The 22,316-nt window shown below is 42.9% G+C and carries 23 protein-coding genes and 2 pseudogenes; 23 read left to right on the top strand and 2 right to left on the bottom strand.

The annotated features are described in order from the left end of the window. The first annotated feature begins 43 nt into the window (after nucleotides 1-43). The 3 genes from LJE09_RS05170 (at nucleotide 44) to LJE09_RS05160 (ending at nucleotide 3,214) form a co-directional block, all read left to right on the top strand. A complete protein-coding gene (locus LJE09_RS05170) occupies nucleotides 44-937 on the top strand; it encodes a hypothetical protein (protein ID WP_118614205.1) in 894 nt (297 codons plus the stop codon). 132 nt (nucleotides 938-1,069) lie between these two features. Then, nucleotides 1,070-1,459, top strand: a complete 390-nt coding sequence (locus LJE09_RS05165) for a BlaI/MecI/CopY family transcriptional regulator (protein WP_026649345.1) — start codon at nucleotides 1,070-1,072, stop codon at nucleotides 1,457-1,459. Between the two features lie 6 nt (nucleotides 1,460-1,465). Beyond that, a complete protein-coding gene (locus LJE09_RS05160) occupies nucleotides 1,466-3,214 on the top strand; it encodes a M56 family metallopeptidase (RefSeq protein WP_118592831.1) in 1,749 nt (582 codons plus the stop codon). Between the two features lie 88 nt (nucleotides 3,215-3,302). Here the strand turns inward: LJE09_RS05160 and LJE09_RS05155 are convergent, their stop codons facing one another. After that, complete coding sequence (locus LJE09_RS05155; protein WP_118614207.1) at nucleotides 3,303-4,745, bottom strand: DUF4367 domain-containing protein; 1,443 nt, start codon at nucleotides 4,743-4,745, stop codon at nucleotides 3,303-3,305. Continuing rightward, complete coding sequence (locus LJE09_RS05150; RefSeq protein WP_059085784.1) at nucleotides 4,742-5,221, bottom strand: sigma-70 family RNA polymerase sigma factor; 480 nt, start codon at nucleotides 5,219-5,221, stop codon at nucleotides 4,742-4,744. The genes LJE09_RS05155 and LJE09_RS05150 overlap by 4 nt, the downstream gene beginning before the upstream one ends. A 380-nt stretch (nucleotides 5,222-5,601) precedes the next feature. Between LJE09_RS05150 and vanR the strand changes: the two genes are divergently transcribed. The 20 genes and pseudogenes from vanR to LJE09_RS05050 all read left to right on the top strand — a co-directional run bounded on the left by vanR (nucleotide 5,602) and on the right by LJE09_RS05050 (nucleotide 22,192). Next, nucleotides 5,602-6,297 carry a VanR-ABDEGLN family response regulator transcription factor gene (vanR, locus tag LJE09_RS05145; protein ID WP_118411180.1) on the top strand — a complete coding sequence of 232 codons (696 nt, stop codon included), beginning with the start codon at nucleotides 5,602-5,604 and terminating at the stop codon, nucleotides 6,295-6,297. 16 nt (nucleotides 6,298-6,313) lie between these two features. After that, the gene (locus LJE09_RS05140) at nucleotides 6,314-6,823 is read left to right on the top strand and encodes a VanZ family protein (RefSeq protein WP_118411179.1); all 510 of its coding nucleotides are present in this window, start codon (nucleotides 6,314-6,316) and stop codon (nucleotides 6,821-6,823) included. Nucleotides 6,824-6,836: 13 nt separating this feature from the next. After that, a complete protein-coding gene (locus LJE09_RS05135) occupies nucleotides 6,837-7,901 on the top strand; it encodes a sensor histidine kinase (protein ID WP_118411178.1) in 1,065 nt (354 codons plus the stop codon). 140 nt (nucleotides 7,902-8,041) lie between these two features. Then, nucleotides 8,042-8,929 carry an ABC transporter ATP-binding protein gene (locus LJE09_RS05130; RefSeq protein ID WP_118614209.1) on the top strand — a complete coding sequence of 296 codons (888 nt, stop codon included), beginning with the start codon at nucleotides 8,042-8,044 and terminating at the stop codon, nucleotides 8,927-8,929. A 1-nt stretch (nucleotide 8,930) separates the two neighbouring features. Next, nucleotides 8,931-9,143: a hypothetical protein gene (locus LJE09_RS05125; RefSeq protein WP_331466566.1), complete on the top strand. Its 213-nt coding sequence runs from the start codon at nucleotides 8,931-8,933 to the stop codon at nucleotides 9,141-9,143. Then, nucleotides 9,124-9,498 carry a TnpV protein gene (locus LJE09_RS05120; RefSeq protein WP_001129922.1) on the top strand — a complete coding sequence of 125 codons (375 nt, stop codon included), beginning with the start codon at nucleotides 9,124-9,126 and terminating at the stop codon, nucleotides 9,496-9,498. The genes LJE09_RS05125 and LJE09_RS05120 overlap by 20 nt, the downstream gene beginning before the upstream one ends. A gap of 366 nt (nucleotides 9,499-9,864) precedes the next feature. Further along, on the top strand, nucleotides 9,865-11,784 hold the full coding sequence (gene tet(O), locus LJE09_RS05115) for a tetracycline resistance ribosomal protection protein Tet(O) (RefSeq protein ID WP_000691758.1): 1,920 nt from the start codon (nucleotides 9,865-9,867) through the stop codon (nucleotides 11,782-11,784). 51 nt (nucleotides 11,785-11,835) lie between these two features. Continuing rightward, on the top strand, nucleotides 11,836-12,009 hold the full coding sequence (locus LJE09_RS05110) for a cysteine-rich KTR domain-containing protein (protein WP_002779755.1): 174 nt from the start codon (nucleotides 11,836-11,838) through the stop codon (nucleotides 12,007-12,009). Nucleotides 12,010-12,499: 490 nt separating this feature from the next. Then, entirely contained in the window at nucleotides 12,500-13,009 is a 510-nt protein-coding gene (locus LJE09_RS05105; protein ID WP_105116765.1) for a sigma-70 family RNA polymerase sigma factor, read from the top strand. Nucleotides 13,010-13,103: 94 nt separating this feature from the next. Beyond that, entirely contained in the window at nucleotides 13,104-13,529 is a 426-nt protein-coding gene (locus tag LJE09_RS05100) for a sigma-70 family RNA polymerase sigma factor (protein ID WP_000323895.1), read from the top strand. 83 nt (nucleotides 13,530-13,612) lie between these two features. Beyond that, nucleotides 13,613-14,087: pseudogene (locus LJE09_RS05095) on the top strand (RNA polymerase sigma factor). Nucleotides 14,088-14,241: 154 nt separating this feature from the next. Then, nucleotides 14,242-15,274: pseudogene (locus tag LJE09_RS05090) on the top strand (AAA family ATPase). Nucleotides 15,275-15,791: 517 nt separating this feature from the next. Continuing rightward, the gene (mobV, locus tag LJE09_RS05085) at nucleotides 15,792-16,757 is read left to right on the top strand and encodes a MobV family relaxase (protein WP_227311036.1); all 966 of its coding nucleotides are present in this window, start codon (nucleotides 15,792-15,794) and stop codon (nucleotides 16,755-16,757) included. Between the two features lie 8 nt (nucleotides 16,758-16,765). Continuing rightward, entirely contained in the window at nucleotides 16,766-17,620 is an 855-nt protein-coding gene (locus LJE09_RS05080) for a ParB/RepB/Spo0J family partition protein (protein WP_000743700.1), read from the top strand. A gap of 45 nt (nucleotides 17,621-17,665) precedes the next feature. After that, nucleotides 17,666-17,896, top strand: coding sequence for a YdbC family protein (locus tag LJE09_RS05075; protein ID WP_001206986.1), 231 nt, complete (start codon nucleotides 17,666-17,668; stop codon nucleotides 17,894-17,896). Between the two features lie 71 nt (nucleotides 17,897-17,967). Continuing rightward, entirely contained in the window at nucleotides 17,968-18,159 is a 192-nt protein-coding gene (locus tag LJE09_RS05070; RefSeq protein ID WP_001820669.1) for a hypothetical protein, read from the top strand. Between the two features lie 54 nt (nucleotides 18,160-18,213). Next, a complete protein-coding gene (locus LJE09_RS05065; RefSeq protein ID WP_001820670.1) occupies nucleotides 18,214-20,070 on the top strand; it encodes a recombinase family protein in 1,857 nt (618 codons plus the stop codon). A gap of 106 nt (nucleotides 20,071-20,176) precedes the next feature. After that, the gene (locus LJE09_RS05060; RefSeq protein WP_227311027.1) at nucleotides 20,177-21,175 is read left to right on the top strand and encodes an ABC transporter permease; all 999 of its coding nucleotides are present in this window, start codon (nucleotides 20,177-20,179) and stop codon (nucleotides 21,173-21,175) included. Nucleotides 21,176-21,556: 381 nt separating this feature from the next. Beyond that, complete coding sequence (locus LJE09_RS05055) at nucleotides 21,557-21,874, top strand: DUF3784 domain-containing protein (protein WP_244995444.1); 318 nt, start codon at nucleotides 21,557-21,559, stop codon at nucleotides 21,872-21,874. Between the two features lie 114 nt (nucleotides 21,875-21,988). After that, nucleotides 21,989-22,192 carry a PF20097 family protein gene (locus LJE09_RS05050; protein WP_015524992.1) on the top strand — a complete coding sequence of 68 codons (204 nt, stop codon included), beginning with the start codon at nucleotides 21,989-21,991 and terminating at the stop codon, nucleotides 22,190-22,192. The last annotated feature ends 124 nt before the right edge of the window (nucleotides 22,193-22,316 follow it).

The raw sequence follows: 22,316 nt of genomic DNA, 5'->3' as shown, positions 1-22,316 counted from the left end.
AACTTCTACAGATGTAGAAAATAAAATTCTAGGAGAATCCACGATGAAGACAAAATTTATGACACTTATGACGGTAGCAACACTTGGGATTTTTTCAGCTGCAACGGTTATGGCAGCGGGAAATAACGATTTCTATACACAGCCGCCGGCTGGATCTGAATGGGAAAAAGCAGATACGGAAGGTACCTATGCAAGCTATACGAACGGAAATGATTATGTAAATATCTATAAATACTCACTGGAGGATGTCAAAACAGGGATTGCCAAATGCAATGACACATACGATGCCTGCTATCAGACAATTTATTCAGAGGAAAACAGCCTGTATATGGCAGTGGGATATGCAAAAGATGCAGATGACATCAGTGACGTCAGAAAATTCGTAGAATATATTTCTTATCCTGGGAATCCTTCACTTACCAGACAGGAGAACGAAAACCAGACCGATGATTCTTCTGATAAGGCAACTACAGATACTGACAGTCAGAAGTCAGGAGGAGATTCAGATTCCTCCGATACAGAAGAAAATGCTTCTACAAAATCCTCGGACAGCAATGATGATTCCGATATCCTTACTACTTCACCAATGACATTAGTTGACAGTGATGGAAATACCATTGAGATTAATTACATTCTTCACAAAGATTATTCTTGTGAATATCGTGGAGATGATGGAATGAACTATACCGATAATGGGGATGAAACTTATACCGACGAAAATGGAAATACCTACTCAGCTCTGAATGATGACACTCATCATCTGGGACATACATTGGAGCAGCATGATCTTCAGGATGCAAACGGTAATACTGTGACGGTTACGGAAACTACAAATGGTGATTATTATTTCCAGGACGAAAATGGTACAGGATTTACGGACAACGGAGACGGGACATGGAGTGATGAAAATGGCAACAGTTATACAGAAATAGATTGATAGTGGTCAGTAGCTGCAGGAATGGCAAGGGTATTTGCAAATTGTGCAAAAGCCCTTGCCATTTCCGTGAACCGTGGTAAAATAGAATTATTCCTACATTTGTAGAAAATATGTAACAGGAGGTATGAAAGAGTGAAAAAAACTTACCAGAGGCTTCCGGAATCAGAGCTGGATATTATGCTCGTTCTTTGGAATAATACTCCGCCGATGACCAGACCGGAGATTGAGAAAGTGATCAATATGAAGAAAAAGCTTGCATCAACAACAATTTTGTCATTGCTGACCAGATTGGAGAACAAAAATTTCGTGGAAGTGACGAAACAGGGAAAAATGAATCTGTATACACCTCTGGTTTCGCAGTCAGATTATCAGGCACATGAAAGCCAGAGTGTTCTTGAGAAACTTTATGGGAATTCACTAAAAAAGTTTGTAACTTCACTTTATCATGGAAAGAAAATCAGCTCGGAAGAAGTCCAGGATCTCAGTGAATTTCTTAAGAACCTGGAGGACAGGGAGGAATAGCGAATTATGGAGGTTCTTGTTCTGCACATTCTGAAACTGAACATTATTGCAGCAGTAGTAATTTTACTGGTAAAAGTGCTTGCGACTCTGTTTAAAGGACGTGTATCAGCGAGATGGAAGTACTTTATCTGGCTGTTAATTACGATAAGCCTTTGTGTTCCGGTGCGCCTTCCGGCGAATCTGGCACTGGTGGATTTCAAAGTACTTAAAAGCAGTCAACAGAATACGCAAAACCCGAAGATAACGGATTACGCAGTCAGATCAGAGGGAAGTCAGAAGGTAACAGAAACCGTATCATCTGCGAGCAATGACATGAAAAATCTGACAGAAATCCCGGAACAAAAGAGAACTGTCAGGTATGAATCAGATAAATGGCTGGGAATTGTGGCTGTGATTTTTGCTGTTGTCTGGCTGAGCGTAGCGGTACTTAAACTGACAGGAGAATTGCTGGCATATTATTTTTCTATAAGGAATCTGGAACGGATGAGTCTGCAGGTAAGTGATACGGTGAGTATTCAGATGTACCGTGCAGCGTGTCAAAAGAAGCACGTACGCAGAATACCGGAGCTCAGGCAAAACGCAGGTCTTACCACGCCGCTTCTTGCAGGACTTTTACATACAAAATTGTATCTACCAGCAACCGGGTATTCAGCAGAAGAAAGAAAACTTATCTTTTACCATGAACTTACACATTATTGCCATCGGGATCTCTGGTATAAGATGCTCCTTCGAATCTGTGCATCGATATACTGGTTCAATCCCTTTCTTCTTATCATGCTGAAAGAAGCGGATAAGGATATTGAGAATCTGTGTGATACAGCGGTTGTTCGCAGAGTTAATAAAAAGGAACATAAATTATATCGACAGCTGCTTCTCAGGACAGTGGCCATGGAAAATCAGATTCCATATGTGACAGCAAGTCTTAATGACAGCGAAATGGTGTTTAAAGATCGGATTCTGTATATGGTGAACATTCGGAAACTCCGCAAAGGAATTCTTCCGGGAATTCTTGTGACGCTGCTGCTTGCAGGCGGTAATCTGGTATTTAATGTCTCTGCCGGGACAGATACAGTTTCAGTAGAGACGGAGAAGTCTGGTATTGAAAAAAATGCAGATCCAGAGAAAAATAATGTACCGGATTATGCACCGTTTTCTGAAATGGTAACTATGCAGAAAGCTGCTGAAACACAGGACGAAGGAGGAGTGACAGAGAATACAGATACAGAGGATTCTGTAGACGAAGAGGAAAAAGCGGATGCGGAAACAAATGATGAACCTGCCATGGAAAACAGCGGACAGGTAAGTGAAACGACCGATGATGGAATTACCTCTGACAACAACGGGTCTGTTTCATCTTATGAAAATCTGCCAGCAGGCGTACCATATACCAGTGGATTCACTACTACTTCCGGTGTAGCATCAATTGTAGCACCGGGTGGAGGAGATGAAGAATCCAGAGTTCTTTACGATAACGGAGATGGGACCTATTCTGATGATTATGGGAGCCGATACAGTTATCAGGGAGATGGAAACTGGGCAGATGCCAATGGAAATTCATATCGTACCTGGAATGACGAAGGTTATCATTTCGGAAACCAACTGGAACAGCATGAACTTCAGGGCAGTAACGGTACTGTTAATGTAATAGAAACAACAAACGGAGATTATTATTATTGTGACGCAGATGGGGTCGGATACACAGACAATGGTGACGGTACCTGGACGGATGAGAATGGGAACATCTATACAGAATAAAAGAAAGCGTTTTTCGAAACCAAAAGGAATCGAAAAACGCTTTTTCATATATGACATATAAAAAAATGGAATCATAAACGATAGCATATTATTTGCGAATATCTACTAGTCCCTTTTTCAGTATATATTCAGAGAACTCATATGAAGCTCCGTCTCCAGTCACATTCAGATACAGATTTTTGAGGTCGCTTTCATTTACGATCCAGGCCATGTTCAGTTGTACACTTTCGCCTGGTTTTATAGAGGAAATATAGTTTCCACCGTTGCCATAATTTTCAGAGACACTATAATATACCATTTCTCCAGTCTTTGCCACACCGGTCCAACTAATGTAGTCATAGCCATCGCCGGCCTGTTCTGTTGGAATGTAAAGCTGCACTTTTCCATTTTCCTTAGTCAGGGTCAGTAAAGCACCAAGATAAAGCATATGGTCGATTTCCTCATTTGAATGATTGATATAGGTAACTGTAACATAGACCAGTTTCTGATTCACTTCCTCTGACTTCACAATTTCATCCAGGGAATCGATTCCGTCGCCCGATTTCACATAATTCAATGTGTTTGTAGATAGCTTTCCATCAGCATCAATGGCTTCCGCCCATTCTTGTGGTATTTTGTCCGGATCGAGAAGCTGAAGAGTATCAGAAATTTGAACAGAATCTACCTTTGCAGAAATCGTTTTTTCCAGATATTCACCATTTGTGTTTTCACCAATCACATCCAGATCAAAGGTGTCACCAATTTGGTAAATGGGCAGTTTTTTCTCATTTACAGAAGTACTTATTTCATCATTATCAGCTTCTGTCTTTTCAGATATCATCTCTCCGCTCCATGTAGGCAATCCGGCGGTCTTTACCATAGTCGTGTTTCCCTCAATCGCCAGATTCTCTGCAACTTTTATGGCTTCATCCTTTGGCACATCATCTCCGATGTAGATCATAAGCACACGATATAAATCCGGGCAGACAAGATAAATTCTCTGGTTAAGAGCCCCGCTTTCGGTAATGCTATTATATTTGAGATATATCCCCTGGTATTTCCCAAATGTACGCTCTTCACTATCAATAACATTCTGATCCTGTACTACCTGTCCCAGATCATTTTTATCCAACAGGACAAATGAAAAACTGAACCCGCCAGTCATGCCATGCTCAGGATATTGGAGATGGTACTCGTCAATCCAGCTCATGCCCTCCGGAACATATTTAGTAGACAGATTTACCTCTGGGACCTCATCTGGAAGTACGGTCTTCTTTGCTGCATCACCAGCATCAATTTTGACTGAAACACCATAAGAACCCTGTTTTTCCAAAAACCAGTGATACAGATTTACTCCTGCATATACTGCCGTGGAAACTGCCAGCACACACGCAGCTGCCACTGCGGCAACTTTCGGAGCTGTCCATCGTTTTCTTCTTCGCAGATTCGCAACTTTATTATCCGTCAGCTGCTTTGCCACCTCATTTTGAATCATATTATGGATAAAATCCGGTGTTTCGGGAATATCGTTTTTCATATCTTCTAATCTCATATTGACACCTCCTGTAATTCCTGCCTTAATTTTCCTCTTGCCCTTGCAAGTCTCTTTTGAACGGCACCTTCCGATATTTCAAGGATCTGGGCGATTTCTTTTACACTGAAATCTTCTATGTAGTATAGAATAACGGGTAAACGCAGTTCCTCTTTTAAGGAATTTACGGCTGTATACAATTCACTGTAATTCTTTGTTTTTTCTGATTCCGGTTCCTGTCTGTCAGCCAGATTTTCCAATGGGATAAATTTACTGGATTTACGCACAAGGCTGTAACATTCGTTGATTAAGATACGGATTAACCAGGTCCGGGCATAGTTATCGTTTTTTAATGTACCGACGTTGGAAAAAGCCTTCACAATTGTTTCCTGAATAGCATCTGCACAGTCATAGTCACTAAATAAAATTGTTTTTGCAGTTGAGTATAATTGTCTTTCTGAATCCAGGATCAGAGATCCAAGTTGTTCCTTTGTCATTTAAACACCACCTCTTTTTTTGCCAGCCAGCATTTTCTTTACATCTATTAGACGTGCAGAAATCAAAAATATCCCTAATAATTTATTCTTTTTCTTATAAATGGACAAGTTCGTGGTTTTGCACAAAAAAATGTCTATTTTCGATAGTATTCCATAATGAAAGCAATAAAACAAGCATTTGCAAAGGGACATTGTTATAATTAAATTTGTTCATGGGTGTTATTTGTGATTACTTTCATGCTAATATGCTAATGTGCATTATCATATTAGCATGAAAAAAGTTAGGAAAATCTTAATAATTTCGCATGCAATCCATTGTGAATTTAGATGCTGTATTTGTTATACTTAATCGAGTACAAGTAAAAAGGAGAGTTGAAAATATGTCTGAAAAGATACTGATTATAGATGACGAGCAAGATATAGCGGATCTGTTGGAGGTCTACTTGAAAAACGAAAATTACATCGTTTATAAATTTTACTGCGCAACGGATGCCATGTCGTGTATTGAAAGCGGCGACATTGATCTTGCCATTCTGGATATTATGCTCCCGGATATGAACGGTTTTTCACTTTGCCAGCTTATCCGAAAGAAATACATTTATCCAATTATCATGCTAACGGCTAAAATTGAGGAAACGGATAAAATAACGGGGCTGACATTGGGAGCGGACGATTATGTGACAAAACCTTTTCGCCCACTTGAAGTAGTTGCCAGAGTGAAAGCACAGTTAAGACGTTACAAGAAATATTCGTCCGGTATCATCACAGAGAAAGTTCCATCGGAATTTTCCTATAACAAATTGTGCCTGAATGTGCAGACCCATGAATGTCTGTTAGACGGTGAGCCGGTTTCTCTGACACCGACAGAATTTTCTATCCTCCAGGTTCTTTTGGAAAGTGCTGGGAATGTTGTAAGCATTGAGGAACTGTTTCATGCAGTTTGGAAAGATGAATACTACTCTAAAAACAGCAGCACAATTACTGTGCATATCCGGCATCTGCGTGAGAAACTGAAAGATACTTCCGATACTCCGCAGTATATTAAAACGATTTGGGGTGTTGGTTACAAAATTTAAGCGAAAGGAGTATGCTATGAAGAGAAAATCAAATTGCTTCGTAACCATTTTATTCTTAATTTATCTGGCACTTCTGGTTTGGATCATACTGTTCAAACTACAGTTTTCAATCAGTGATCTGGATAAAGTAAGAAGTATAAACCTTATTCCTTTTCACTATGACAAAGAAGTTGGCGCAGCATTTCACTTAACAGAGGTACTCGAAAATTTCTTGATTTTTGTTCCTATGGGCATTTATCTTCAAATGCTTCTGCCAAGAACAAAATTATATGTGAAGTTTATGCTGATTGCCGGAACAAGTTTTTTATTTGAAACTATGCAGTATATCTTAGCAGTCGGACGTTCTGATATTACTGATGTACTCACAAATACGGCAGGTGGTCTTTTGGGGCTTGCTGTATATTCGATGGCAGCTCGGTTAATCGGAAATAGAATAAAAGCAAACAGACTGTTTTCCATTCTGGCAGGCATAGTAAGTGTTGTCGTGATTGGCCTGCTTGGCCTTCTTCTGTTTGCTAATCGGTAGGAGGTGTATTCTCATGTCGAAGAAAGAAATGACAACAGAAAAGCGCCTTAAAGTGCGCTTATACCTATCATTGCTGGTTTATACCGTTGTTGGATATGGTTTGACCCTTATCTTGGACTACATCTTTTCAAAATTTGACAACGGTATTTTTGCATGGCTCTACTGGCGACTCGATCTGTTTTTTATTTTGTATCTGATGATCGGCTTTGTATGTATTTTCAATTACTATTGGAAAAAGCCGTGGGGCTATCTGGATGAAGTAATTGATGCGACCCAAACGGTCTATGAGCAGAACAATCATACCGTATCATTGCCTGACCCACTGAAAGAATTGGAGGCACAACTTAATCAAATCAAAATGTCTGTTCTGTTGAGCAAACGGGCTGCAAAGCAGGCAGAAGAGAAGAAAAATGAAATTATTATGTATCTGGCACATGATATACGCACTCCTCTCACAACGGTAATCGGCTATTTGAGCCTGCTCCATGAAGCCCCTGACATGCCTGAACAGCAAAAGGAAAAGTATGTAAAAGTTGCGTTGAATAAGGCAGAACGCCTTGAAAAGCTCATCAATGAACTTTTTGAAATTACCAAGTACAATGCACATACGGTTATTATCAAAAAAGAACCTGTGGATTTACATTGTCTGATTGCGCAGGTAATAGATGAAATATATCCGACACTCTCCGCAAATGGCAATACAGCGATATTTACTGCGGAGGATAACTTATCCGTGAACGCTGACCCTGAAAAACTGGCGAGAGTTTTCAGTAACCTTTTACGAAATGCAGCGTCATATAGCTACCCGCAGACAGAGATCACTATATCCGCTAAACGGTTAGAACATGATATTCAGATCACTTTTGAAAATCGTGGGGAAACAATCCCGGAGGAACAGCTTAACAGTATATTTGAAAAATTCAATCGCTTGGATGATGCCCGGCTTTCTAATACAGGTGGTGCGGGGCTTGGTCTTTCTATTGCGGAAGAAATTATACATTTACACGGTGGAACGATTACTGCATCCAGTCAAAACGAAACCATAGACTTTGTGATTACATTACCCCTTTCCGCTTAGGAAAATAAGACTGTGATCTTAGGAATTACTTAGGAATTTAAGCGTGTGATTTTTGAGATTGAAAAGCCTTTGTTCGGTACAATGATTATCGAACAAGGGCTTTTTATTGTTCAGCCGAAGCAAAAGAAAGGAGTGTAAGCATGGAACTGAAAATAGAGCATTTAAGCAAGCAGTTCAAAAACAAAACAGCAGTAAATGATGTCAATCTGACATTGACTCCCGGCGTTTGGGGACTTTTGGGGGCGAATGGCGCAGGGAAAACCACGCTCATGCGCATGATTGCTGATATTATGAAACCAACCAGCGGAGCAGTTTACTATGACGGAAAAAACATTCGAGAGTTGGGTGAAGTTTACCGAAGCAAGTTTGGCTTTCTGCCGCAGGACTTTGGGTATCACCGGGATTTTACGGTCAAAGATTATTTGGAGTATGTGGCTGCGCTGAAAGATATTCCTACAAGGGCAACCACCCAAAAGATCAATCATTTGTTGGACATTTTTTCGCTCTCCGATGTGAAAAAGAAAAAAATCTCCAATCTGTCAGGCGGCATGAAGCGTCGTGTTGGTATTGCGCAGGCTATGTTAAACGACCCAGAGATACTTGTCATGGACGAACCGACAGCAGGACTTGATCCCGGAGAGCGCGTGCGTCTGCGGAATTTCATTTCCGAGTTTTCGCATGATCGAATCGTGTTGATTTCCACCCATATCGTATCTGACATAGAATATATTTCTACGCGCAACGCAATTATGAAAGCCGGAGAAATTGTTGATGTCGGAACTACCGCAGAACTTGTCAAGCAGATTGAAGGCAAGGTTTGGAATTGCATAATTCCGGCCTCAAAGCTGCCGGAATGTGAAATGCGGCTGCGCATTATCAATCAGCGAGGCGAAGATCACAATCAGGTTTCTATTCGTTATCTGTCCGAACATTCGGAAATTGATGGGTCTGTTACAACGGAGCCACGATTGGAAGATCTGTATCTGTGGTTGTTCCCGCAGACAGACTTGGAAAAGGAGGACAGATAATATGCGGCTCTTTAGACTTGAACTAAAACGTATTTTGAAGTCACGGCGCACCCTGATTTTACTTGCAATCGCACTTTTGCTTTCCGTAGCCATGGCATACCTGCCTATTTCATATGAGGGTATTAACCGTCCAAACGATGTAGGACGGATTTTGCGGACATTCAAAATAAAAAAGAATGTGGAGGTAACAGACAATGGCAAAATCATTATTTGAGGAACTGGGCGGCAAATACGAAAGGCAAGGGGATTATTTGATACCGTGCTTAACTGTACCCGCCGAAGAAGAACAGGCAATAGGCATCTGGGGGCAACGGCATTTAGATTATCTAAAACAGTACCGTAAAGTTACATACACCAATCTTCTTACAAGCGGCAGGCTAAACGCCTACCTTGCCGACATCAACAGACAGGCACAGGAACGCTTTGAAAGGCTCATAGAGGGTATGAAACAGGCACAGGGCATAACGGAACAGCTAAAGGCAGAAAACGCCTTAGAATGGACAGGATGCCTCAATAACATAAGGGCTTGTGCGAGGGAGATTGTGGAAAAGGAAATTATTTTTGCATAAACAGATGATTAGTGGCAGGGGGAAATCCTGCCGCTTTTTCTGCTTTAGTTTGTCAGCTTGACAAATAAAGGGTTAAGGAATATAATTAGATTCAGTATTATACAAGGAGTTAATAAATATGCGGCAAGGTATTCTTAAATAAACTGTCAATTTGATAGTGGGAACAAAAAGTAGCAGTCCCGTTTCACTTTTAATATGGGGCTTAGTTTTTTGTACCCAGTTTAAGAATACTTTTATCATGTAATTTTATATGCCCGAAAACATATAAGTGTTTTGGGGCTATTGGAGTTATTTACCCAGTGATAGGAGTATTTATCACTGGGTATTTTTATGCCCTTTTTTGGGTGTTGATAGGAGGAAAATCACATGAAAATAATTAACTTAGGCATTCTGGCTCACGTTGACGCAGGAAAGACAACATTAACGGAAAGTTTATTGTATACCAGTGGTGCAATTGCAGAACTAGGGAGCGTAGATGAAGGCACAACAAGGACAGATACAATGAATTTGGAGCGTCAAAGGGGAATCACTATCCAGACAGCAGTGACATCTTTTCAGTGGGAGGATGTAAAAGTCAACATTATAGATACGCCAGGCCATATGGATTTTTTGGCGGAAGTATACCGTTCTTTATCCGTATTAGACGGAGCAGTATTATTAGTTTCTGCAAAGGATGGCATACAGGCACAGACCCGTATACTGTTTCATGCACTACAGATAATGAAGATTCCGACAATTTTTTTCATCAATAAAATTGACCAAGAGGGGATTGATTTGCCAATGGTATATCGGGAAATGAAAGCAAAGCTTTCTTCGGAAATTATAGTGAAGCAAAAGGTTGGGCAGCATCCCCATATAAATGTAACGGACAATGACGATATGGAACAGTGGGATGCGGTAATTATGGGAAACGATGAACTATTAGAGAAATATATGTCAGGGAAACCGTTTAAAATGTCAGAACTGGAACAGGAAGAAAACAGGAGATTCCAAAACGGAACGTTATTTCCCGTTTATCACGGAAGCGCTAAAAACAATCTGGGGATTCGGCAGCTTATAGAAGTAATTGCCAGTAAATTTTATTCATCAACGCCTGAAGGTCAATCTGAACTATGCGGGCAGGTTTTTAAGATTGAATATTCAGAGAAAAGGCGGCGTTTTGTTTATGTGCGTATATATAGCGGAACATTGCATTTGAGGGATGTTATTAGAATATCTGAAAAAGAGAAAATAAAAATCACAGAGATGTGTGTTCCGACAAACGGTGAATTATATTCATCCGATACAGCCTGCTCTGGTGATATTGTAATTTTACCAAATGATGTTTTGCAGCTAAACAGTATTTTGGGGAACGAAATACTGTTGCCGCAGAGAAAATTTATTGAAAATCCTCTCCCTATGCTCCAAACAACGATTGCAGTAAAGAAATCTGAACAGCGGGAAATATTGCTTGGGGCACTTACAGAAATTTCAGATGGCGACCCTCTTTTAAAATATTATGTGGATACTACAACGCATGAGATTATACTTTCTTTTTTGGGGAATGTGCAGATGGAAGTCATTTGTGCCATCCTTGAGGAAAAATATCATGTGGAGGCAGAAATAAAAGAGCCTACTGTTATATATATGGAAAGACCGCTTAGAAAAGCAGAATATACCATCCACATAGAAGTCCCGCCAAATCCTTTCTGGGCTTCTGTCGGGTTGTCCATAGAGCCGCTCCCTATTGGAAGCGGAGTGCAGTATGAAAGCAGAGTTTCACTTGGATATTTAAATCAATCGTTCCAAAATGCGGTTATGGAGGGGGTTCTTTATGGCTGCGAGCAGGGGCTGTATGGATGGAAAGTGACAGACTGTAAAATCTGTTTTGAATATGGATTGTATTATAGTCCTGTAAGTACCCCCGCAGACTTTCGGCTGCTTTCCCCTATCGTATTGGAGCAGGCTTTAAAAAAAGCAGGGACAGAACTATTAGAGCCATATCTCCACTTTGAAATTTATGCACCGCAGGAATATCTCTCACGGGCGTATCATGATGCTCCAAGGTATTGTGCAGATATTGTAAGTACTCAGATAAAGAATGACGAGGTCATTCTGAAAGGAGAAATCCCTGCTAGATGTATTCAAGAATACAGGAACGATTTAACTTATTTCACAAATGGGCAGGGAGTCTGCTTGACAGAGTTAAAAGGATACCAGCCAGCTATTGGTAAATTTATTTGCCAACCCCGCCGCCCGAATAGCCGTATAGATAAGGTTCGGCATATGTTCCACAAGTTAGCTTAACAGCTTGCAAAAGTCATATAAAATGAGATTTGAAAGGATTAGAGACTAATTATGATGAAATGCGAATGGATATTGTGTCCTGTTTGTGGGAGCAAAACCCGTAATAAAATTAGGAAGGACACTGTTTTGGAGAATTATCCCCTTTATTGTCCAAAATGCAGACAAGAAAGATTGATTAAAGTTGACAACTTGAAGATAACTGTCATCAAAGAGCCAGACGCTTAAGACGCAGAGCCGATGAAATTGTGGAACAATTCACGAATCATCGGCTCTTTTTGTTTCGTATTTGAAAGAACAAACTCACCAAATAAAAAAAACGATATTCGGGTGGGTTATTTTGTTATACCCTAAATTACCCTCTGAATTTGTTTTTAAATTTGGAGGGATTTTTTTATGTCCTTTTTTCGGGCAGTTATCTATCTGCTCATACGAAGCAAAATTTATCAATACATAGCATATCAGAGAACGGCAGGAAACCAGTTAAAAAAATTTCTGCCAGTGCAACGGTACTTCTCACCTTGAAAGTAGAAGTACAATCTCCATACAATAGAATTACTATTTCCTATAACCGTAAAGGTCACAGAGCCTTTGCGGTTTTTCTTTTGTCGATTTTTGTTGGAAAGTGCCGTAGGGCTGTTTCTGATATGCGGTGTCGTTCTCCGCCTCTCCATCTGGATTTTTTACATTTCAAAAATTCAGATGGGAGGTATTTATGGTGAAATATGCACCAAGAAAGGTATATATCAGAGAAAGTGGCGGCTATGTGGAATTATCCTACACGGAGTTCTGCCGTTGCAGGGAATCCGACCAGACCTATATGGACAAGCTGTTTATCCCCATTCAAGGCTGTCTGCTTGAAGTCGTGAGGGAGCAATACACAGACTTCTACCGTGACAAGGAACGGTGGCGTTATCTGCAAAAATTAGATACAAAGAATAGACTGCTATCTCTCGACGGATTTACGGACAGCGAGGGGAATCCTCTGGACTTTATCACTGATGAAGCGGTGGACATTGCAGAAACCGTTGTCAATGCGGTCATGGTGGACAGGCTGAAAGCCGCCCTGCCTTTGCTGTCGGATAGTGAACAGGAGCTGATACAGGCAATCTTTTTTGACGGACTTTCCGAGCGTGAAGTCGGGGCGAGGTTGGGCATAACCCAGAGCGTTGTAAACAAACGCAAAGCCAGAATCCTAATAAAACTAAGAAAGATAATAGAAAATTAAAATTTAAGGCGTTCAGCCCCCTTGTTTTTTCCTTTGGGAAGATGAGGGGGCTTTTCTCTGCCCTCTCAATCAATTCTGATTGGAGGAAGTAAGAATGGCATACAACCACGGACGGGAGGACAGGAAATGGCGTATCTGGAAAGAAGCGGAGGAAAAGCTGCTGCGTGAGTGCGGCGTTGATGAAGCGACCATTGAGCAGATACGCATGGCGGACAGGGCAGACTTCAATTCCAACAGGCGGTTTTACCGATGGACGAATGACGTTGCGGAATATCTTGAGGACATGGCAGGCAGGGAGCGGCAGGCGGAAGTGGGTACGGTTGCGGAGTTACTGGAAGAGATTGAGAGCGAAAATCTCTATCAAGTATTAGTCACGGTGGACGGGCGTACCTTGAAAATCGTCCTGCTGAAAATGCAGGGGTATTCCACAAAGGAGATTGCCCCGCTTGTGCATTTGACGACTGGTGCCATCTATGCGAGGTTAGACCATCTGCGGAAGAAGCTGCGGAAAATTTTATAGCTTCTAAAACAGCCTGCCATCCTGCGGGCTACTGGGTGAGGGATGGAAATCCCCTCACTCATTTTTTGCAGGAGGACAACAGGATGGCATACAGGGTTAAGGCATACACGCTTCGGGAGGAATCCACGGAAAGCGGCACAAGGTATTTTATCAGCTTTAAGGACGGGCAGGGCAAATCCCACGAGTTGGAAGTGTCGGAACAGTTCTTTATGGAGTTTCGGCAGATGGAGCGCAGGAACAGGAATCTTTTCTAATGGGACGAGCGGCACAGGGAGTTTAACGAGGTATGGGACGAAACCCTTTACAGACGGGCGTTGCGTGTGCCTAAGAGCCTTGATGAACGCATGGTTGAGGAAGAACGGAATGAAACGCTCTATAAGGCGGTTGGGAGCCTTCCAGAGATACAAAGGCGGCGTTTCCTGCTCTACTACGAGTATGAGTTCAATTTTTACCAAATCGCCGCTATGGAGCATTGCACCGCTTCGGCAATACAGAAATCTGTTGCGATTGCAAAGGAGAAAGTAAAGGCGGAAATTGAAGAAATATCTCCAACCGTGACCGACACCGCCCGAAAAAGAAATCTGTTTTTTATTTGTGTGGGATTGGCGGCATTACATACTCTCACTTTTTTCCGTGGGAGTAAATCTATTTTTAAGGAGGTCAACGCCTATGTGCAACGAAAACAAAGACACCGCCCGAAAGGAGGAAAGCCATGCAGAAGTTACAGACAGTCAACGCCGAAACGCTCCTTTATGAACCGCTTGAGAAACCATCCTTTGTGGTGGACAGCCTTATCCCGACAGGCTTATCGCTGTTCTGCGGCTCACAGAAGATAGGCAAAAGCTGGCTCATGCTGAAGCTATGCTTATGCGTGTCGCAGGGAATCCCTTTATGGGATATGCCGACAATGGAGGGCGATGTGCTTTACCTCTGCCTTGAGGACACGTTCTGCCGCATACAGGACAGGTTATTTCGTTTGACGGACGAAGCAAGCGGGCGGCTCCACTTTGCCGTGGCAAGCTGCAAGCTGTCAGACGGTCTTATCGTGCAGCTTGAAGATTATCTGAAAGATTACCCAGACAGCAGGCTCATTGTCATTGATACCTTGCAGAAAGTCCGTACAGCTTCAAAAGACAATGCCTATGCAAGCGACTATGGGGACATCTCCCTCATCAAAGACTTTGCCGACAGGCACTCTCTGGCGGTCATTGTCGTACACCACATCCGAAAGCAGAATGACAGCGACGTGTTCAACAAGGTGTCTGGGACGACAGGATTAACGGGGAGTGCGGACGCTACCTTTGTTCTGGAAAAGGAGAAACGTGCGTCTGACACCGCCAAGCTGTATGTGACGGGCAGGGACACGCCTTATCAGGAATACACGCTGCGTTTCCGTGATTGCCGTTGGGAGCTTGTGGAGCGGAAAACGCAGGAGCAGCTTGCGAAAGAAACGATACCAGATGTCCTTTTTCGGTTGGTGGATTTTATGAGGGATAAGGAAGAATGGATAGGCACGGCAACGGAACTGTTAGCCGCTATGGGGGAAACGGAAACCATACCCACGGTGATTACGAAATGGCTGAATGAATACCGCACCACATTTTTAAGCGAGAACCGTATCTGCTACCAGTACAGCCGCAGGAAAGACGGCAGGCGGATTGCCCTTGCAAGGAGGGCGGGTGACAGCGGTGATGGTGGTGACAGCGATATTAGGATACCCCCCTGTTACTGTCATTGACGCTTAAAGCCATGTAAAGCTGGCGGCTCTGCCCTGCGGGTGACAGCAGTGACGGTGGTGACAGTGATTTTAGGATACCCTGCCGCTGTCATCCCTACGGGAGAACACCCCGTAAACGCAAAATGCAGGCGTGAGATTTACTCGCCCTTTTCGGTCGTGTAAAACCACCCCTGCGGTCAGAAAAATCATTCCGATTTTTCCGACTGCGTTTACAGGGTGTAACACACTACACTTTGCCCTGCAAAGTCGTGTGCCAGACGTTCCCTCTGGACTCCCTTAAGGCAGGGCTGTGCCCTGCTATCCTACGCCTTACGGCTTCGGATAAAAGAATGGCGGCATGACGGTGACGGCTCTTGCGAGGGGGGTATCCCAAAAACACCGTCATCATCGACATGACCGTCATGCAGGGGGTGAGGGTGACAGTTGCGGCAGTCGGCAGGGGGTATCCCAAAACTGCTGTCACCACCGTCACCGCTGTCACCCCAAAGGACGGTCACCCGCCGAAAGAAAGGAGGAATCCGCCTATACCTTATGCAATCCTGCGTTTCCAGAAACGAAAAGCGGGCGGCGTTGCGGCTTGTGAACGCCACAACGAGCGGAAGAAAGAAGCCTACAAAAGCAACCCAGATATAGATATGGAACGCTCTAAAAACAATTACCATCTCATAGCACCACCAAAGTACACCTACAAGAAAGAGATTAACCGCATGGTAGCCGAAGCGGGGTGCAGGACAAGGAAAGACAGCGTGATGATGGTGGAAACGCTCATCACAGCTTCACCAGAATTTATGAACCAGTTACCGCCCGAAGAACAAAAAGCGTATTTCCAGACGGCTCTTGACTTCATTTCGGAGCGTGTTGGAAAGCAGAATATCCTCTCCGCTGTCGTCCATATGGACGAGAGAACGCCCCATATGCACCTCTGCTTTGTGCCGATTACGCCAGACAATAAGCTGTCAGCGAAAGCTATCTTAGGCAACCAGAAATCATTATCCGAGTGGCAGACCGCCTACCATGAGCGGATGTCCTCACGGTGGAATCAGCTTGAACGGGGGCAGTCCTCAATGGAAACCAAGCGGAAACACGTCCCCACATGGCTCTATAAATTAGGCGGCAGGCTTGATAAACAGTATGAAGAAATCGTGTCTGCCCTATCCGACATCAACGCCTTTAACGCAGGGAAGAAAAGGGATAAAGCGTTAGATTTACTCTCTGCATGGCTGCCAGACGTGGAGAAATTCTCTAAGGAAATCGGGAAACAGCAGGCGTATATCGACAGTTTGAAAGAGAGAATTGGGCAGGAATCAGACTATGCGGGGCGTATGCGTGATGAAAAGTACGAGCAGGAACTAAAGGTGCAGAAAGCGAATCAGAAGATATTTGAATTGCAGAGAACCAACGAGCAGATGGGGCGGCTGCTGTCAAAAATACTGCCCGAAGTGTTGGAAGAATTGCAGAAAAATCATAGAAGCAGAGCGAAAGAAAGGTAGATATGTGAATGAAGAAACAGGATTTTAAGGTGTTAAAGACCAAAGACTTGTACCCGTTCCCCGACAATCCGTTTCATGTGGCAGAAGATGAAACACTGTCAGAGTTAGCGGAAAGCATCAAGGAATTTGGCATTGTCACGCCGATAATCACACGCCCGAAAGAGGACGGGGACGGTTATGAAGTGATTGCAGGACAGCGGCGTGTCCGTGCTTCTGAACTTGCAGGGATAAATACCGTGCCTGCGTTTGTCCTGCCCTTAGACCGTGACCGAGCCATCATCACCCTTGTAGACAGCAATTTGCAGCGTGAGAATATCCTGCCATCGGAGCGGGCGTTTGCTTACAAGATGAAATCCGAAGCCATGAAGCGGCAGGGTTTCCGCACAGACTTAACCTCGTCACAAGTTGTGACGAAGTTGCGGACGGACGACAAGGTGGCACAGGGCTTCGGCGTGGGCAGGATGACCGTGCAGCGTTTTATCCGCCTGACGGAACTGATACCGCCGATTTTGCAGATGGTGGACGAGGGGAAAATCGCCCTCACGCCTGCGGTGGAACTGTCCTTCTTGAAGAAAGACGAGCAGGAAAACCTCTTTGCCACGATGGAGAGCGAAGAAGCAACGCCCTCACTCTCACAGGCACAGCGGATGAAACAGTTAAGCCAGAGCGGGCGGCTTGACATGGATACGATATTTGCGATTATGACGGAGGAAAAGGGCAACCAGAAAGAAACCTTGAAAATCAACACAAGCAAGCTGAAAAAATACTTTCCGAAGAACACAACGCCGAAGCAGATGGAGGAAACCATCATCAAACTTTTGGAGCGTGAGTTGCAGAGGAAACGCAACCGTGACAGCCGCTAATCTTCTTTTTTCGGGAAGTAAATACAGAGAGTTGAGGTATGGAGAATGAGAGAAATCCAGTATGAAATCGTAAAGGAAATCGCAGTATTGTCTACGGGCGACAGTGGCTACACAAAGGAAATCAATCTCATTTCATGGAATGGGAAAGAGCCGAAGTATGACATCCGCAGCTTTTCCCCGAACCGTGAAAAGTGCGGCAAGGGAATCACGCTGAACGCTGATGAAGCGGCGGCACTCCTTAAAGCATTACAGAAAGAATTAAACAGCGAGGATTAATGGTATCTGATTGGCAGGGCGGGGACATTTCCAAACTCTTCCCTGCCCTGTCTGGAAAGGAAGATTTAAGTATGGGCGAGGATAAGAAAGCAGATAAAAAGAGAAAGCGTATCGTGCCAAAAGCACCAGTGCAGATGATAATCAGCCGTGAATATGTCGGCACACAGACCGTTACAGAAGCGTTTGTCCCGATTATCTCCGAGGATATTCGGAAGAAGATTGCCGAGGGCGACACCTTCGACAATGAGGGGCTGTCCGCTTAGAATGTACGCAATGGGACATGAAAACAGATAGGACAGATACGGAGGTTTTACAGTATGGCAGGAATCAAAGAAGAAAAGAAAATCTATTTAGTCGGCATTTATTGCCGCTTATCTAAAGACGATGGTACGGATAACGAGAGTGCGAGCATTGCGACACAGAAATCCATCCTCACGGATTATGTGAAAAAGCAGGGATGGCACATAGCAAAAACGTATGTGGACGATGGTTATTCTGGTACAAATTTCCAAAGACCAAGTTTCCAGAATATGATAAAAGACATTGAAAGCGGTCTGATAAACTGCGTGATTACGAAAGATTTATCCCGTCTGGGGAGAAACTATCTTGATTGTGGGTTATATCTGGAAGTTTTCTTCCCAGAGCATAACGTGAGGTATATAGCGGTCAATGACGGCGTAGATACCTTGAATAAATCTGCTATGGACATCACGCCTTTCCGCAACATTTTAAACGAAATGTATGCCGCTGACATATCTGTTAAGATAAAATCGGCATATCGGGCGAGGTTTCAACAGGGGAAATTCATGGGAACTACCGCCCCTTATGGCTATATCAAAGACCCTGCCGACCACAACCATCTGCTGATAGATGATAAAGTGGCACATGTTGTAAAAGAGATATTCGACCTTGCATTAAAAGGGAATGGAGTTGCCAAAATTTGCAGACATCTTAATAAACAGCATATCCTACGCCCTGCCGCTTATGCGGCGGAGCGTGGCGAAACAGGCTTTGAACGTCATTTTGAGGGGAACGAGGACAAACGCTATATTTGGAGTGGGAACAGCGTGAGGAGCATTTTAAGAAGCCCGATATATGCGGGAAATCTTGTAGGCTACAAACGGATTGCCGCCAATATGAAAAGCAAGAAACGCCCCTCTAAGCTGCCCGAAGAATGGGAAGTGATACCCAATACCCATGAGGGAATAGTCACGCAGGAGGAATTTGATATTGTCCAACAGCTTATTACAAGTCGTAGGCTTCCACAGAACAAGGGAGGATTTGTAAATATTTTTGCAGGCGTTATCAAGTGTGTGGACTGCGGATGTGCTCTGCGGGCAATGAACGTACACAGGAGGAAACGCCCAGAGATTATCGACTGTGTACAGTATTCATGTAATAATTATGCAAGAAACGGAAGAAGCGAGTGTAGTGCCCACAATATAGAAGCAAGGGATTTATTCAATGCCGTTCTTGCCGACATCAACTGTTTTGCGGATATGGCAGTGAATGATGAAAAGGCGGTCAGGGCCATAGAAAAGCGGCTCACGGAAACAGACCAGAGCAGGGCGAAAGCATTAGAGAAAGAACGTAAGAAGCTGAACAAACGCCTTGCGGAACTGGACAGGCTGTTTTCCTCTCTCTACGAGGATAAGGTCATGGAGCGTATTACCGAGCGGAATTTTGAGATGATGTCGGGGAAATACCAGAAAGAGCAGCTTGAAATTGAAGCAAGGCTGAAAGAGGTGACGGAAACTCTTAATGAAAGCTACGAGAAATCACGGGGAATCCGTGACTTCCTCGCCCTTATCCGAAATTATCAAGGCTTAAAAGAACTGGATGCAACAGTTATAAACGCACTCATAGACAAGATACTTGTTTCGGAGCGTGAGAAGATGGCAGACGGAACAGTGAAGCAGGAAATCAAGATTTACTATAAATTCATCGGCTTTGTCGATGAATTACATATCATACCTACAAAACGGTGGGCAGCAATGCCCGCTAAAAATTGTACGGTGTGCGGCGTTGAATATGTCCCGGGCTCTGGTGCATCAAGGTATTGTCCTGCTTGTGCCAAGAAGATACGGAGGGAGAAATCAAACGAGAGCAAACGCAGGAGCAGAGAACAGAAAAGGATAGCATGTATGAACTGTCCGCAAAAAATGACCGACTGAAGATGGCACGGTTACAGAATTAGATGGCTTGGCAGCTATCAAGTACAAACAAGATTTATATAAAACATCCGCTGGTGAAGTGACCCCGGATAGGATCAAATCGGCTTTGGAAACTTATCAAAGCTGCGTTCGAGAATATGGGTCGCCCGAGGAAGATGGCTTTCCTCTGACTGTATATATTGAAAAAATCGTCCCGTTCCGTCACTTGCTGATGGGTCTGTCCGAAGCGTTTGCTGATCCATTAACAGGCATTGGTGCTGATTTAATGGATATTGACCCGAATGACATTGACGGAGCCTATTATGAAAAGTGCGCAGAACATTTACAGGATGTCATGCGGAATGAGCAAAGAGAAAACGAAACCGCACAGCAGAAAGCTCTTGAAAAATATTCAGAACTTGATACGCCATTTTATCTTCATTCTGGAATTTCTAAAGATGCATTTGATTACATTGAGTTTTATATTTTGTTCCTTGCTATTTTGTGTGTGGCAATCGCAGCACCTACTTTCGCCGGAGAATATCAAACGGGCGGTGACAGCATCCTGCGAACCACCAAATACGGGCATAAACAATTAGCAATTACCAAAATTCTGGCGGCATTTACACTTTTCGTTGTTACTTTCCTTGTCGGGATCACGGTACACATTCTGATTTTAGATGCAGCGTTCGGGACGGATTGCTTAAAAACATCGTTTCAGATGCGATACTCTATCATTAATCTGCCAAACATCAATCTGGGGCAGTTGCAGATCATTCTCGCAGCAGCGGGCTTACTTTCTGTATTAGCAACGGTTAGCTGTACGTTGTTCCTGTCTGCAAAATGTAAAGACACATTGACAGTTCTGCTGATCTCTATTGTAGTTCTTCTCATGCCGCTTTTTGCTTATGTGGCGATGGGAGCAACATGGCTCTCTACCATACTTCCATCTGCCGGAATTGGTATGCAGAACAATTTCCTTTCTCAGCTTGCAGATTTCAATTATCTGAATATCGGTGGAACGAGTTTCTGGACACCGCATGTTATTTTGATTTCGGCAGGAATTGAATTATTTGTGTTTACATTCTTGGCGATTCATTCCTATCGCAGACATCAGGTAGCATAAAAGAAGTTCAAAATAGAATGAATTGCTTATCTGCCGCACGACGGCAAAAGAAAAAAGCAGACAATTTGGAACGGCGGCTTTGATTTCAGAGCCGCCGTTTCTTTGCGTTTACACAAACCTATGATGAATTTTATGGAAATATTATAGCTAATAGCATTGTTTATGCGTTGAAAATATCTGAAAAATTGATGATAGTAGAAATATAATATTAAAATAAAAAATAATATAAAAAATTGTTTTACTATAGAGAAATATATAGTATAATAAAACTATAAGAAGTGATAAAAAAATAACAAGTTGACCTAGCCAAACATAATAAGTTTTACTGTTGTGTTTGGCTTTTTTTATTTGATAGCCAGAGTGGGAAGTGAGGTGTCTGCAATGATAATCTGTGTTATCTTTGATTTGGGAATGGCAGTGATTATGTTTTTATTCGGAATCTGCTTTGTAAAATCAAATGGAAAGGCCGCTGCATTTTTGTCTGGCTATAATATGAAATCTAAGGAAGAACGAAAACAGTATGATGAAAAAGAAATGTGCAGAGTATATGGAAATCGGATGATGTGGATGGCACTGCCATTTGTAGCCGGGGCAGCCATAGATTTTTTATATAGTGGAGTTGGGTGTCTGGCAGCGTGTGTAATATGGACCGTTCAATTTGTTTTATTGATGAAAGAACGTAAGAAACGAGAAAAATAGAAAAGAACATTTAGGCGAAAGACATATGCGAAAGGAGATATACAATCTATCTAGGAACAGGATAATTCTCGGGAACAAGAGGAGTTTTAATTACTTAAAGGAGATGACGTGAATATGAGATGTCCATATTGTGAAGGAAAAATGCGAAAGGGTCAGTTGCATGCGGTTGGTGCAGGGGCAGGACTGGAGTGGAAAGAAGGCTCTGAGAGTTTGCGGTTAAATACGGATCCAGAGTTGGCAGCAAGGATATCTGGAGACCGCATAGCTGCCTATAATTGTGATTTTTGCAGAAAGATTATTGTTTCTTACGAATATTGAGATTTTTAATTCTTTGAAAAATATGATTTATGTGATAGATATGGGAACTAATTAAATTTAACTATGATTTAGGTAATTGCGAAACTCGCGGTGCTCGTTCGTAACCTTGAACCAAAACAAGGAA

This window comes from Blautia sp. DFI.3.45, from assembly GCF_020593505.1.
In the GTDB taxonomy this organism is placed as follows: domain Bacteria; phylum Bacillota; class Clostridia; order Lachnospirales; family Lachnospiraceae; genus Blautia_A; species Blautia_A wexlerae.
This window is presented reverse-complemented; position numbering and strand designations above follow the sequence as displayed.

Bases quoted from the DNA above. Each gene is read 5' to 3' on its own strand.
- LJE09_RS05170 (WP_118614205.1), top strand. From the start codon at position 44: ATGAAGACAAAATTTATGACACTTATGACGGTAGCAACACTTGGGATT.
- LJE09_RS05160 (WP_118592831.1), top strand. From the start codon at position 1,466: ATGGAGGTTCTTGTTCTGCACATTCTGAAACTGAACATTATTGCAGCA.
- LJE09_RS05155 (WP_118614207.1), bottom strand. From the start codon at position 4,745: ATGAGATTAGAAGATATGAAAAACGATATTCCCGAAACACCGGATTTT.
- LJE09_RS05150 (WP_059085784.1), bottom strand. From the start codon at position 5,221: ATGACAAAGGAACAACTTGGATCTCTGATCCTGGATTCAGAAAGACAA.
- vanR (WP_118411180.1), top strand. From the start codon at position 5,602: ATGTCTGAAAAGATACTGATTATAGATGACGAGCAAGATATAGCGGAT.
- LJE09_RS05140 (WP_118411179.1), top strand. From the start codon at position 6,314: ATGAAGAGAAAATCAAATTGCTTCGTAACCATTTTATTCTTAATTTAT.
- LJE09_RS05135 (WP_118411178.1), top strand. From the start codon at position 6,837: ATGTCGAAGAAAGAAATGACAACAGAAAAGCGCCTTAAAGTGCGCTTA.
- LJE09_RS05130 (WP_118614209.1), top strand. From the start codon at position 8,042: ATGGAACTGAAAATAGAGCATTTAAGCAAGCAGTTCAAAAACAAAACA.
- LJE09_RS05125 (WP_331466566.1), top strand. From the start codon at position 8,931: ATGCGGCTCTTTAGACTTGAACTAAAACGTATTTTGAAGTCACGGCGC.
- LJE09_RS05120 (WP_001129922.1), top strand. From the start codon at position 9,124: ATGGCAAAATCATTATTTGAGGAACTGGGCGGCAAATACGAAAGGCAA.
- LJE09_RS05110 (WP_002779755.1), top strand. From the start codon at position 11,836: ATGATGAAATGCGAATGGATATTGTGTCCTGTTTGTGGGAGCAAAACC.
- LJE09_RS05100 (WP_000323895.1), top strand. From the start codon at position 13,104: ATGGCATACAACCACGGACGGGAGGACAGGAAATGGCGTATCTGGAAA.
- LJE09_RS05080 (WP_000743700.1), top strand. From the start codon at position 16,766: ATGAAGAAACAGGATTTTAAGGTGTTAAAGACCAAAGACTTGTACCCG.
- LJE09_RS05075 (WP_001206986.1), top strand. From the start codon at position 17,666: ATGAGAGAAATCCAGTATGAAATCGTAAAGGAAATCGCAGTATTGTCT.
- LJE09_RS05070 (WP_001820669.1), top strand. From the start codon at position 17,968: ATGGGCGAGGATAAGAAAGCAGATAAAAAGAGAAAGCGTATCGTGCCA.
- LJE09_RS05065 (WP_001820670.1), top strand. From the start codon at position 18,214: ATGGCAGGAATCAAAGAAGAAAAGAAAATCTATTTAGTCGGCATTTAT.
- LJE09_RS05055 (WP_244995444.1), top strand. From the start codon at position 21,557: ATGATAATCTGTGTTATCTTTGATTTGGGAATGGCAGTGATTATGTTT.
- LJE09_RS05050 (WP_015524992.1), top strand. From the start codon at position 21,989: ATGAGATGTCCATATTGTGAAGGAAAAATGCGAAAGGGTCAGTTGCAT.